This is a genomic window from Afipia sp. GW823-FHT06G09, assembly GCF_058794875.1.
Genome location: NZ_JBXAHF010000003.1, coordinates 217,857 through 230,825, shown reverse-complemented (window position 1 = coordinate 230,825; position 12,969 = coordinate 217,857). Strand labels below are relative to the sequence as shown.

Genomic DNA, 12,969 nt, shown 5'->3' with positions numbered 1-12,969 from the left:
TTCACTGCGGAATTCAGCCCGCATTCATGTCACGGAGTGGAAACACATCGAAATGCCGCACTAGGCAATTTTTGCCGGGCGCGGTATGAATCGTTAACAGTTACTTTGCGGCTCCGTTGCGTGTCGCCATGACGCGCTTGCCGGTTGAGGAGATTTCCGATGCGTTACGATGACTTTCGCCGCAGCGACAATATCGACGACCGCCGCGACGACAGCGGAGGTTTCGGCGGCGGAGGCGGCGGTTTCGGATTTCCGATGGGCGGAGGCGGCGGTCTCGGCATCGGCACCGTCATTGTGCTCGGCCTGATCGGCTGGGCGGTTGGAATCGACCCGCGCATTCTGATCGGCGGCGCGGAAATTCTCACCGGCGGTCAGCAGGCGCCCACCTATCAAACCGACCGCCGCACCAGCACCCCGCCGAAGGCCGGAGCGCCGACGGACGAGATGGGCAGCATGATCGCCGGCGTGCTCGGCGAAATCGACGACCGCTGGAGCGAAATCTTCTCGGCCAGCGGTCAGACCTATCGCGGGCCGCGCATCGTGCTGTTCCGCAATGCCACCAATGGCGGACGCTGCGGCATGGCGCAGTCGGCCATGGGCCCATTCTATTGTCCGCCGGACAAACAGATTTTCCTCGACACCGGATTCTTCCGAGAGGTCGAGACCCGGTTCCGCGGCTGCTCCGGCAATGCGTGCAAGTTCACCGCGGCCTACATCATCGCGCATGAAGCCGGCCATCATATCCAGAACCTGCTCGGCATCCTGGACAAGGCGCGCCAGATGCAGGAGCGGGCCGGCAGCAAGGCCGAGGCGAATGCGATCCAGGTCCGCGTTGAGTTGCAGGCGGACTGCCTCTCCGGCGTGTGGGTCAATCGCGAGGAGAAGAAGCGGCCCGGCTTCCTCGAAGCAGGCGACATCGATGCGGCGTTGCAGACCGCGTCCGCGATCGGCGACGATACGCTGCAACGGCAGGCCCAGGGCCGCGTCGTGCCCGACTCGTTCACGCACGGATCGGCCGCGCAGCGCAAGCGCTGGTTCATGACCGGCTACCAGCAGGGCAGCGTGCAGGCCTGCAACACGTTCGCGCCCGGCGTGCAGCTTTAGCCGTCATGTCTGTAGCCAGCGATGCCCGTCCTTTTATCCCGCTCAACATCGCGGTGCTGACCGTGTCCGATACGCGCGCGCTCGCCGACGATAAATCCGGCACGACGCTAGTGGACCGGTTGACGGCGGCAGGCCATCGTCTCGCCGCCCGCGACATCGTCACCGACGATGTCGAGGCGATTCGCGCGAAACTGAGAGCGTGGATCGCCGATCCCGGCGTCGATGTGGTCATCACCACCGGCGGCACCGGCTTCACCGGCCGCGATGTGACGCCTGAAGCCGTCGAGCCGCTGTTCGAGAAGCGGATGGACGGTTTCTCGATCGCGTTTCACATGCTGAGCCACGCCAAGATCGGCACCTCGACGATTCAAAGCCGCGCCACGGCCGGCGTTGCCGGTGCGACCTATATTTTCTGCCTGCCGGGTTCGCCGGGGGCATGCCGTGACGGATGGGACGGCATTCTGGCGGCTCAACTCGATTACCGCACCAAGCCGTGCAACTTCGTCGAGATCATGCCGCGGCTGGACGAGCATCTGAAGCGCGGCAAGGCGAAGTAGGACCGGCAACTATCGTTGGCTGAGAGTTTTTACCAGCCACGCAAAGACCCTCCGCAAGGCGTGGCGACGTGCTTCAAGACGAAGGCGCTTCGCGTCGATCTTGTGAAACGCGATGAGGTCCGGCGTGATGCGCCGCGCTGGTTCGCGACGCGAGGACATCACAGGTCAAGCTCCCACGTCTCGCCGATCAGGTCGTGACCGAAACTGTGGTGCGGTTCGGTCGCGACATGCACGAACCCTGCTTTCTGGTAAATGCCGCGCGCGGCAAGCAGCATGCTCTGGGTCCACAACGTGATCTTGCGGTAGCCGCAGCTCCGCGCGAAGGCGATGCACTCGTCGACCAGCCGCTTGCCGATCCCGAAACCGCGTCCCGCCGGATCGATCAGCAGCAGACGAATCTTCGCCACGTCATCGGTGTGCTTCACCAGAAACACCGAGCCGACCCGCTGGCCGTCGATCTCGGCGATCCAGCAGCGCTCGCGGACGGGATCGAAATTTTTCAGGAACTGCGCGGCGATCTCCGCGCACAGGCCCTCGAATGAAATGTCCCAGTTGTATTCGCGGGCGTAGAGGGCGCCGTGCTGCTGCACGACCCAGCCCATGTCGCCGGGCCGGTGGGTGCGAAGCGTCACCTCGGGTCGCGTGGCTGTATTATCCAGCAACCGCTCGATCGTTGTCATCGCGGCGACAAGGCGCTGCCCGCCGCCCGCCGGCAGTGCCGCGATCATCTTGCCGACTTCATCATGGGACGCGCGTTCGAGGCGGGAGAACGCCTGCTTGCCCTTGGCGGTGAGCGCCAGCTCGAATTGCCTGCGGTCTGCGGGGACCGGCTTGCGCGTGATCAGTCCCTGTTCTGTAAAAGCCTGAACGATGCGGCTGAGATAACCGGCGTCGAGGCCGAGTTCGGCGCCGATCTCCTTGGCGAGGGCGCCATCGCGATGCGCCAGTTCGAACAACACGCGGGCTTCTGTCAGCGTAAACGGACTTTCCAGCAGATGCTGTTCGAGCACGCCGATCTTGCGGGTGTAGAAGCGGTTGAACCGCCGGACCGCGGCGATCCGGTCGTCGTTCCCGCCATCATGAATGGTGTCCATCGGCCAACATGCCTCGTCCTCGTGTGACGGGCATTTTGGCATGATTGTTGACGGGGTCAACTAATAAGTTGACGCAGTCAAGTATTATCAGGCGGCCACGAAAATCCGGGTTCGCAGCACCGCACGGCCAGCGCGGCCGATCTTGGAGATCAGTTTGGCCTCGGCCCGTCGCGCAGCGGGGGCATAGCCGCCGACCCGCTCATAATGATCGCGGGAAATCAGCAGGCCCTGGTCGGGAGAGGGGCCGGAGATAAAGCGCGCGAGCGATTTCACCCCGTCGCGCACCGTGGCGTCTTCATAAGGAGAGCGCGCATAGCGGAAGATGCCGGCCCGCTGGCGGCCGCTCAGGGAGACGTTCTGGATGAACTGCGAGGTTTCGTCGATCCAGCCCGAATCCAGCACCGCGCCCGGAAGCAGGAACAGCAGCCAGGGAGACCGGCTTTGCTGGGCGCCCGCCGCGAGCGCCGCAGCGCGCGAGCCGTCGAACTTCAGAAAATTGCATCCGGCGACATCCGCCACCCGCTCGATGGTGTCGGTCTGCGAGCGATCGACCAGCACCACGTCCCGGATGATGCCGGTCGCAGCGCCCGGCACGAGGGCCGCGAGGGTGGCAACAACGGGTTGCTCAACGCCTTCGGTGGGAATGACAACGCTGATCATGACTTGGTGAAATACGTGATCGCCGGACGACAGATGCGGCATCGTTATCATCTTGTCACACTCAGGACAGCCCGTCAGGTGCAGCTTTTTGCGGCATTCATTAACGGCCGTGATCCGGGGCCAGTCACCCTCGGAACAACCCCGCCGGGGCGAACGGGCTTCAAAAGAATCTGTGGGAGGTGTTGCTGAAGTTCTTGTTTTGTTCTCATGCGATGTTATGTTCTTTCCATGAGCCATGCATCCCATGCCCTCAAACACCCGCCGGTGACGCCCCCCTCTGATCCGGCGGGTGGTCCTTCTCCCTTTGCCGAGATTGAAGTGGCGATCGACCGCCAGCGGCGCAGGGGCCGCGGCGCGCAGTCCAATGTCAGCGGACGTTATGAGGCTGAGGCGCGCGTCACTTTCGACGACGGCTGGCAGAGTCTCGAAGACCTGCCTCCCTTCAAGACCACGGTCGCCGTCGATACCGCCCGCAAGGTTATCACCCGCAACGACTCGCCCGATATTGGCTTCGATCGTTCGATCAATCCGTACCGGGGATGCGAGCACGGCTGCGTCTATTGCTTCGCGCGTCCGACCCACGCCTATCTCGGATTGTCGCCGGGGCTCGATTTCGAGTCCAAACTGTTCGCCAAACCCGACGCGCCGGAACTGCTCCAAAAGGAACTGTCCGCGCCGGGCTACGAGCCGCGCATGATCGCGATCGGAACCAATACCGATCCGTATCAGCCCATCGAGCGCGAGCACAAAATCATGCGCGGCATTCTCGAAGTGTTGGAGCGCACCGGGCATCCCGTCGGCATTGTCACGAAATCCTCGCTGGTGACGCGTGACATCGACATTCTGGCGCGGATGGCGAAACGAAATCTCGCCAAGGTCGCGATCTCGGTGACAACGCTGGACCCCAAACTCGCCCGCACCATGGAGCCGCGCGCCGCGACCCCGCCGAAGCGGCTGGAGGCGCTGCGACTGCTGGCGGAGGCCGGCATTCCGACCACGGTGATGGTCGCACCCGTGATCCCGGCGCTGAACGATTCCGAGATCGAGCGCATTCTGGATGCCGCCGCGCATGCCGGGGTCAAGGAAGCGAGCTATGTGTTGCTGCGGCTGCCGCTTGAAGTGCGCGACCTGTTCCGCGAGTGGCTGATGGCGAATTATCCGGACCGCTATCGCCATGTCTTCACGCTGATCCGCGACATGCGTGACGGCCGCGACTACGACTCGCAATGGGGCGCCCGCATGAAGGGCACCGGGCCGATGGCCTGGATGATCGGGCGGCGGTTCGAGATCGCGTGCGAGAAACTCGGCCTCAACAAGCGGCGCTCCAAGCTGACCACGGCGCACTTCGCGCGGCCCAAGCCCGCAAACGAGCAACTGGATCTGTTCTGACTGCAAAGGGCGCTGTGTGATGAGTCTCCCCAAACCGGTTGCGCGATTCACCGTCGTGACCCTCGGTGTCAGCGACATGCGCCGGAGCATCGCGTTTTACGAGTCTCTGGGCTTTGAGCGAAAGCTCCAAGTGACAGGCGAAGAAGTGGCGTTTTTCGACACCGGTGCGACGGTTCTGGCGCTGTATTCATGGGACAAGCTGGCGCTGGATGCCGGTCTGCCGGCGCAGCCGCAGCCCGCAGGCTTTCGGGGAATCACCCTGGCATGGAACTGCCGAAGCGAGAGCGAAGTCGATGACGTGCTGGCGTTCGCTGTCGCTCAAGGCGCGCGGCTGCAAAAGGGCGCGCATCGCACCGGTTACGGCGGGTATTCGGGATATTTCACCGATCCCGACGACCATCCCTGGGAAGTTGTCATTGCCCCCGGCATTGATGTCGGGGATGACAGGCGTGTTCATCTGCCGGAATAATAGTGGGGATTAGCGGTTGCGCGTTCTACCTTAAGAACGCAAGCATAGCCGCATGAGTCGAACAAAGCCCTCCGCAGTTCCAGTTGCTGCAAAGAAAGCAAAGCCAACCGGTGTCATTGCCGTTACGCCGCCGAGCTTTCGCCGTGAACGCGCGCTGATCAAGCGCGGCGTCTGGCCGGTCGCTGGTTGCGACGAGGCGGGACGGGGACCGCTGGCCGGTCCGGTGGTGGCCGCCGCCGTGATTCTCGATCCGAAGCGAATCCCGAAAGGCATCGACGATTCCAAGCGGCTGACGCGGGAGCGCCGTGAGGAACTGTTCGAGGAAATCTGCGCGACCGCGCTCGTCTCGGTGGCGATCGCGCCGCCGTCGCGGATCGATCGCGACAATATCCTGCGTGCGTCATTGTGGGCGCTGGCGCGCGCGGTGCGTGCGCTACCCGAGGCACCGAAACATGTCTTTGTCGATGGCCGCGACCGGCTGGCTGTATCCTGCGACTGCGACGCGGTGATCGGCGGCGACGGCATTGTGATGTCGATCGCGGCGGCCTCCATTGTCGCCAAGGTCTCGCGCGACCGGCTGATGTGCCGGCTGGCGCAGGATCATCCTGGCTACGGTTTCGAGCAGCACATGGGGTACGCCGTTCCGGCCCATCTCGAAGCGCTCGACCGGCTCGGCCCGACGGTCCATCACCGACGCTTTTTCGCGCCTGTCGCGGCGTCACGCCGCAAGCATTTTGGGGAAGACGACACTCCGAAGGCTGCCCAGATCGAGATGGTCATGTCGCCCGAAGAGGCCGTCGCGGCGATCTGAGCGGTTCGGTTGCCTGATCGCCTTGTGCACTTTATCAGTGACGAACCTCTCGGCTCAGGCGTTTCATGCGTTTCACCTCCCTGATCGTTGAACTGGTCCGCGCCCGGCCCCGCCTGATCTTCTGGCTTGTGGTGCTGGCGCAGGCGGCGCTGTGGCTGTTCCTGCCCTGGCTGCTGTATGGAAGCCCGCCGGGCGAAGTCGCCACGGTGCTGGCGTTCGGCCGGGAATATCAGGTTGGCACCCATCTCGGTCCGCCCGCGGCGTTCTGGCTCGCCGATGTGGCTTTCCGCCTGTCCGGCAATCACATCTTCGGCGTCTACCTGCTGTCGCAGCTCTGCTTCATCGTGACGTTCTGGGCGCTGTTCGCGCTCGGCCGCGCCATCGTCGGCGCGCAGCAGGCGGTTCTTGCGGTGGGACTGACCGTGACCATCACCGCCTTCGCCTTTCCCGGCGCCGAGTTCGGTCCGCTGATGCTCGCGCGGCCACTCTGGGCGCTGACGCTGCTTCATACCTGGCAGATCATCGGGCAGGGGCGGCGCAGGGCATGGTTCATGCTGCCGGTCGAGATCGGTCTCCTGTTCCTGACCACGTCGGCGGCGCTGCCGCTGCTGGTCATGCTCGCGGTCTTTGTGCTGGCGACCCACAAGGGCAGGCGCGCGCTGCTCTCGACCGATCCGCTTTATGCGGCCGTCGTGGTGTTCGTGGTGGTGCTCCCGTATTTGGTGTGGCTGCTGCGGGCGGATGCGGCGATGCTGCCGTCATTGCCGGCGGTGGCGCAGTTGCAGGACCGGCTGCTCGGATGGGGCGAACTTCTGGCCGGGCTGCTGTTCGCGCTCTCGGGCGTGGTGCTGCTGCTGATCGTCAATTCGCGTTACCTCGACCGCAAGGCGGACGATCCGCCGCTGATCTTCCGTCCGCCGCTCGATCCGTATGCGCGCCTCTATGTTTACGTGTTCGCGCTGGTCCCGCCCGTTGTTCTGAGTTTCATTGCGGCGCTGTTTGACAGGGATCAGATCATCGGCGGCGACGGCGTTGCGCTGCTGCTGTCCGGGCTCGCCATCATCGTCGCCGCGGGCGATCTCATCGCGCTGCGGCGGCAACAGCTTTTACGCTCGGTGTGGCTTGTGATCATGGCGGCGCCGGTGGCCGTCATTCTCGGCATCACCTTCATCCAGCCGTGGATCGGAAGCGCCGAGGTGAAGACATCGCTTCCGGCGAGCGAGATCGGGCGCTTCTTCGGCGAGAGCTTTGAGCGGCGCACCGGCCGTCCGCTCGCGGCGGTCGCGGGCGATCCGCAGATCGCGACGCTGATCGGCTTCGCCGCGGCGTCGCGCCCGCATGTGATGTTCGATGCGACACCGCAGCAGACGCCGTGGATGACGCCGGCGCGCTTCAACGAGAGTGGCGGCGTGGTGGTGTGGCGCGCTGCGGATACCGCAGGCACCCCTCCCGAAGATATTCAGAAACGCTTTCCCGGTCTTGTGCCGGAAGTGCCGCGCGCGTTCGAGCGCACGGTCAGGGGCCGCCAGCCGCTGTTGCGGATCGGCTGGGCCATTGTGCGGCCGAGGCCGAGATAGCAGCGAGGCGAGATGAGCGAACCGTCGCAGACGTCCCTGGAATCCATCGTCGATCGCCGGTTCGGCCTCACCCAAAACGGCACGAACGTCCGCACCGAATTCGTCGCGGGGTTCACGACGTTCCTGACCATGGTCTACATCGTGTTCGTTAATCCCACGATCCTTGCCAATGCTGGCATGGACAAGGGCGCGGTGTTCGTCGCCACATGCCTTGCGGCGGCGGTCTCGTCGCTGGCGATGGCGTTTCTGGCGAATTACCCGATCGCGCTTGCGCCCGGCATGGGGCTCAACGCGTTCTTCGCGTTCACCGTGGTGCTCGGCTACAAGTACACATGGCAGCAGGCGCTGGCCGCGGTGTTCTGTTCAGGCGTGATCTTCTTCGCGCTGACGTTTTTCCGGCTGCGGGAATATGTCATCGACGCCATTCCGCGAAACCTGAAGTTCGCGATCTCCGCGGGTGTCGGGCTGTTTCTCGCGATCATCGCGCTCGAGCAGGCCAGGATCATTGTCGCCAGCCCGGCGACACTGGTCACTGCGGGGCCGATCGGTGTCGCGAATCCGGCCCCCGTGCTGTGTCTGCTGGGGTTCGCGCTGATCGTGGCCATGAATGCGCGGGGCATCGCCAGCGGCACATTGATCGGCATTCTCGCGGTCTCGCTGCTCGGGCTGCCGATGGGGCTTACCAGCTTCACCGGCGTGGTGTCGCTGCCGCCGTCGCTGTCGCCGACCCTGTTCCAGCTCGATTTCTCGCGCGCCACCGAACTGACATTCCTGATTGTGGTGTTCAGTTTTCTGTTCATTGACGTGTTCGACAATGCCGGAACGCTGATCGGCGTCACGCACCGGGCAGGTCTTCTCGACAAGGACGGCAACCTGCCGCGCATGAAGCAGGCGCTGATGGCAGACAGCTTCGCCGCGATGTTCGGCGCGCTGATCGGCACCTCGACCACCACGAGTTACATCGAAAGCGCCTCCGGCGTCGCCGCCGGCGGGCGCACCGGACTGACTGCGGTGTTTGTCGCGCTGTTCTTTCTGCTGGCGCTGTTCTTCGCGCCGCTGGCCGGGATGGTGCCGGCCTATGCGTCCGCTGCCGCGCTGCTCTACGTTGCCTGCGTGATGACACGCGGTCTTGCGGACATGGCGTGGGACGACGTGACCGAGTACGCGCCGGCGGTTGTCACCGCCATTGCAATGCCGCTGACCTATTCGATCGCGACCGGCATCGGGCTTGGCTTCATCACCTATGCGGTGATCAAGATTCTCGCGGGCCGCTTCTCGGATGCAAAGCCCGCCGTGATGCTGCTCGCAATTGTCTTCGTGGTGAAGTTTGCAATCGGCTGATCAGGCCGCCACGCGCCGCTGCGTCAGCGCAGCGAGCACGAGGCTTGTCAGCGCGAGTGCCACCGCAGGGAACACGACGATGTTGACCATCGACCAGCCATGGCTGGCGAGCAACTGGCCCGAAGAGAACGAACCGATCGCCACGAGGCCGAACACGATGAAATCGTTGAAGGCCTGAACCTTCTTGCCTTCCTGCGGGCCATGCGTCTCCACGATCAGCGCGGAAGCGCCGACGAACGAGAAATTCCAGCCGACGCCGACCACGAACAGTCCCGCCCAGAAATGCATCGCGGTGATGCCCGAGAGCCCGATCACGGCGGCGATGGCTTCCAGGATCAGGCCGACCGCGGCGACCTTCGCTGCGCCGAAGCGCGCGATCAGATGTCCGGTGAAGAAGCTTGGCCCGAACATCGCGACGATGTGCCACTGGATGCCGAAGTTGGAATCGCTCAGCGACAGTCCACAGAACTTCATCGCCAGCGGGGCGGACGTCATCAGGAAGTTCATGCCGGTGTACGAGACCGCGCCGCAGATCACGGCGGCGATAAACCGTGGTTGTTTGATGATCTCGGTGAGCGGCCGTCCTCCGGTTATTTGCGCGGCGACAGGCTTGGGCGCATTGACGCCGGCAAGCACCGCCATCGCGATCAGCGCAACGACGGCCTGAACCAGAAAGCTCACCGCGAACAGATAAGGCGGCCACAGATCCATGGTCCACTGCACGAGCTGCGGGCCGAGCACGCCTGCGAACACGCCGCCCGCCATCACCCACGAGATCGCCTTCGGCCGGTACGCAGCGCTGGCGCTGTCGGTCGCGGCGAAGCGATAGGATTGCGAGACCGCGCCGTAGACGCCGCCGAGGAACGTCGCGAAGCAAAACAGGGCGAACGAGCTTTGCAGGATGGCGATCGCGGCGAGGAGGCCGCACAGCGCTCCGCACGCGGTGCCTGCGATGAAGGCCGCGCGGCGGCCGTAAGCCTGCGAGATCATGCCGGTGGGCAGCGTGCCGGCCGCGAGGCCGAGCATGTAGATCGACAGCGGCAGGGTCGCGAGCGACATGCTGGGCGCGAGCGTCGCGCCGACGATCGAGCCGGTCGCAAACACCACGGCGGCATTCGCGCCGGTCAGGGCCTGTGCGACCGCAAGACGGCGGACATTCGCCCGCGCGCGCGTGTCGTCAATGGCTTCTGCCGTGTTGACCGTCATATTCATCGTCAATGCTTCGCGGTTATTTCTTTCCGCGTTTATGGATGTGAATAGGAGATTATTCTACGGCCAATCCTGATATGGCCGCCATGCAAGGCTTGCGATGCAGGTGGACAGAGGCCGCGGCCTCAGTTCGTCGTGCCGGCCTGCAGAACCTTCTGGATCGCGCGCAGGTCCTGCCAAGTCATCCGCTTGTAGATCGGCTGCCGCAGCAGATAGGCCGGATGGAAGGTCGCCATCGCTTTGATCTTGCGTGTGCCGGTGTCGTAGTCGAACCACCTGCCGCGCGTCTTCATGATGCCGTCCTTGAGGTCGAGCACTGCCTGTGACGACGGCTTGCCGAGGCAGACCAGCACGTCGGGATCGACCAGTTCGATCTGCCGCCGGATGAAGGGGAGGCAGATCTGCGTTTCCTGCGGCGACGGATCGCGATTGCCCGGCGGCCGCCACGGAATGATATTGGCGATGTAGGCCGTGGTGCGGTCGAGGCCGATCGACGCCATCATCAAATCGAGCAGCTTGCCTGAGCGTCCAACGAACGGCAGTCCTTCGAGATCCTCGTCGCGTCCCGGCGCTTCGCCGACGAACATGATCTTCGCTTGTGGATTGCCGTCGGCGAACACCAGCCGCGTCGCGGTCGACTTCAGCGCGCAGCCGTCGAATCGTTCGAGCAGGTCGCGCAGTTCCTGCAATGACGCGGCCCTCGGCGCGATCTCGCGCGCTGATGTGATTGCGGCGTCGGGTGCGGGCACGGGCTCCGCACGCACCGGCGCGGGCGCAGGGTTCGCAGTGCGGAACAACGCGGGTTTGGCCGCCGGCCGTTCCTCGGTTGCAGCGTCCTCGGACAAACGATTGACCGGGGTCTCCGATAACGCGCAATCCACCCCTGCTTCCAGATAGAAAGCGAGAAGTTGGCGCGCGGTGGGCATTTGTTCGGGGGCGGTCACGAGACCCAATGTAGATCGGATTGCGTTGCAGCGAAACGGGGTTGTTCTTGCGTCAAAAATCGGGAAGAACGATGATTAGAAGCATTCTGAACCACCCCATTTTGAGATGACATCATGAGCACCGAAGAGCTGCCGCCACGCGATTCCATGGAATTCGACGTTGTGATCGTCGGAGCAGGCCCCTCGGGCCTCAGCGCAGCCATCCGTCTGAAGCAGATCAATCCGGATCTCAGCGTGGTCGTGGTTGAAAAGGGCTCCGAGGTCGGCGCGCACATTTTGTCCGGCGCGGTGATCGATCCGGTGTCGCTCGACAAGCTGGTCCCGGACTGGCGCGAGGACGCCGACTGCCCGCTCAAGACCCAGGTGAAGGACGATCAGTTCTTCTGGATGACGGGAAGCGCGGCCATCAAGCTGCCGAACTTCATGATGCCGCCGCTGATGGACAACCATCACTGCTACATCGGCTCGCTCGGCGACGTCTGCCGCTGGCTTGGCCCGCGCGCCGAAGCGCTCGGCGTTGAAATCTATCCGGGCTTCGCTGCCGTTGAGGTGCTGTACGGCGAGAACGGCGAGGTGCGCGGCATCGCCACCGGCGACATGGGCGTCGGCCGCGACGGCAAGCCGAAGGACAGCTTTACGCGCGGCATGGAACTGCTCGGCAAGTACACACTGTTCGCCGAAGGCGCGCGCGGCTCGCTCACCAAGCAGCTGATTGCGAAGTTCGAACTCGACAAGGGCCGAGAGCCCTCGAAGTTCGGCATCGGCCTCAAGGAGGTTTGGCAGATCGATCCGGCCAAACACAAGAAGGGGCTGATCCAGCATTCCTTCGGCTGGCCGCTGAACATGTCCACCGGCGGCGGATCGTTCCTCTATCACTACAACGAAAATCTCGTCGCCGTCGGTTTCGTGGTGCATCTGAACTACGACGATCCGTATCTGTCGCCGTTCGAGGAATTCCAGCGCTTCAAGACCCACCCGAAGATCAGCCCGGTCTTTGAAGGCGCCAAGCGCATCGCCTACGGCGCGCGCGCGATCACCGAGGGCGGCTATCAGTCGGTGCCGCGCCTGACCTTCAAGGGCGGAGCGCTGATCGGCTGCGCCGCGGGCTTCGTCAACGTGCCGCGCATCAAGGGCGTGCACAACGCGATGGGCACCGGCATGCAGGCGGCAGAACATGTCGCCGCTGCGCTCGCCGCGGGCCGCGCCAATGACGAACTGGTCGCGTACGAAAACAGCTGGCGCGAGTCCGCCGTCGGCAAGGACCTGTTCAAGGTCCGCAACGTCAAGCCGCTGTGGTCGAAGTTCGGCACCGTGATCGGCATCGCGCTCGGCGGTCTCGACATGTGGACCAACACGCTGTTCGGTTTCTCATTCTTCGGCACCCAGTCGCATGCCAAGCCCGATCGCAAGACGCTTGATCCCGCCAAACAGCACAAGCCGATTCCCGGACCGAAGCCTGACGGCAAGCTGACCTTCGACCGGCTGTCGTCGGTATTCCTATCCAACACCAACCACGAGGAGGATCAGCCGATCCATCTCAAGGTCGCGGACATGAACCTGCAAAAGACCTCCGAGCACGATGTGTTCGCGGGTCCCTCGAACCGCTATTGCCCGGCGGGCGTTTATGAGTGGGTTGGCGAGGGCGCGGATTTGCGGTTCCAGATCAATGCGCAGAACTGCGTCCACTGCAAAACCTGCGATGTGAAGGACCCCAACGGCAACATCACCTGGGTTCCTCCGGAAGGCGGCGGCGGGCCTAATTATCAGTCAATGTGAGCACGATTGCGCGAGATTCGCGGACCGGCCACGATTGC

General features: G+C 63.9%; 12 protein-coding genes. 8 read left to right on the top strand and 4 right to left on the bottom strand.

The annotated features are described in order from the left end of the window. The first annotated feature begins 159 nt into the window (after positions 1-159). Positions 160-1,104 carry a KPN_02809 family neutral zinc metallopeptidase gene (ypfJ, locus tag AC1Q67_RS13530; RefSeq protein ID WP_492235906.1) on the top strand — a complete coding sequence of 315 codons (945 nt, stop codon included), beginning with the start codon at positions 160-162 and terminating at the stop codon, positions 1,102-1,104. A 5-nt stretch (positions 1,105-1,109) separates the two neighbouring features. Next, a complete protein-coding gene (moaB, locus tag AC1Q67_RS13525; protein WP_492235905.1) occupies positions 1,110-1,661 on the top strand; it encodes a molybdenum cofactor biosynthesis protein B in 552 nt (183 codons plus the stop codon). 158 nt (positions 1,662-1,819) lie between these two features. On the opposite strand, the gene AC1Q67_RS13520 is transcribed toward moaB, so the two are convergent. Both AC1Q67_RS13520 and AC1Q67_RS13515 read right to left on the bottom strand, forming a co-directional pair. Beyond that, complete coding sequence (locus AC1Q67_RS13520) at positions 1,820-2,755, bottom strand: bifunctional helix-turn-helix transcriptional regulator/GNAT family N-acetyltransferase (protein WP_492235904.1); 936 nt, start codon at positions 2,753-2,755, stop codon at positions 1,820-1,822. A gap of 87 nt (positions 2,756-2,842) precedes the next feature. Beyond that, entirely contained in the window at positions 2,843-3,415 is a 573-nt protein-coding gene (locus tag AC1Q67_RS13515; protein WP_492236456.1) for a glycosyltransferase family protein, read from the bottom strand. Positions 3,416-3,643: 228 nt separating this feature from the next. On the opposite strand from AC1Q67_RS13515, the gene AC1Q67_RS13510 reads away from it, so the two are divergent. The 5 genes from AC1Q67_RS13510 (at position 3,644) to AC1Q67_RS13490 (ending at position 9,002) form a co-directional block, all read left to right on the top strand. Beyond that, a complete protein-coding gene (locus AC1Q67_RS13510; protein ID WP_492235903.1) occupies positions 3,644-4,804 on the top strand; it encodes a PA0069 family radical SAM protein in 1,161 nt (386 codons plus the stop codon). A 19-nt stretch (positions 4,805-4,823) separates the two neighbouring features. After that, positions 4,824-5,273 carry a VOC family protein gene (locus tag AC1Q67_RS13505; RefSeq protein ID WP_492235902.1) on the top strand — a complete coding sequence of 150 codons (450 nt, stop codon included), beginning with the start codon at positions 4,824-4,826 and terminating at the stop codon, positions 5,271-5,273. 52 nt (positions 5,274-5,325) lie between these two features. Continuing rightward, complete coding sequence (gene rnhB, locus AC1Q67_RS13500; protein ID WP_492235901.1) at positions 5,326-6,084, top strand: ribonuclease HII; 759 nt, start codon at positions 5,326-5,328, stop codon at positions 6,082-6,084. Between the two features lie 65 nt (positions 6,085-6,149). Continuing rightward, positions 6,150-7,661, top strand: a complete 1,512-nt coding sequence (locus AC1Q67_RS13495) for a glycosyltransferase family 39 protein (protein ID WP_492235900.1) — start codon at positions 6,150-6,152, stop codon at positions 7,659-7,661. Between the two features lie 12 nt (positions 7,662-7,673). After that, the gene (locus tag AC1Q67_RS13490) at positions 7,674-9,002 is read left to right on the top strand and encodes an NCS2 family permease (protein WP_492235899.1); all 1,329 of its coding nucleotides are present in this window, start codon (positions 7,674-7,676) and stop codon (positions 9,000-9,002) included. Here AC1Q67_RS13490 and AC1Q67_RS13485 read toward each other — a convergent pair whose 3' ends face one another. Both AC1Q67_RS13485 and AC1Q67_RS13480 read right to left on the bottom strand, forming a co-directional pair. Continuing rightward, positions 9,003-10,214 carry an MFS transporter gene (locus tag AC1Q67_RS13485; protein ID WP_492235898.1) on the bottom strand — a complete coding sequence of 404 codons (1,212 nt, stop codon included), beginning with the start codon at positions 10,212-10,214 and terminating at the stop codon, positions 9,003-9,005. Between the two features lie 122 nt (positions 10,215-10,336). Beyond that, a complete protein-coding gene (locus AC1Q67_RS13480) occupies positions 10,337-11,137 on the bottom strand; it encodes a uracil-DNA glycosylase (protein ID WP_492235897.1) in 801 nt (266 codons plus the stop codon). A gap of 132 nt (positions 11,138-11,269) precedes the next feature. On the opposite strand from AC1Q67_RS13480, the gene AC1Q67_RS13475 reads away from it, so the two are divergent. After that, positions 11,270-12,931 carry an electron transfer flavoprotein-ubiquinone oxidoreductase gene (locus AC1Q67_RS13475; protein WP_492235896.1) on the top strand — a complete coding sequence of 554 codons (1,662 nt, stop codon included), beginning with the start codon at positions 11,270-11,272 and terminating at the stop codon, positions 12,929-12,931. Positions 12,932-12,969: the final 38 nt, after the last annotated feature.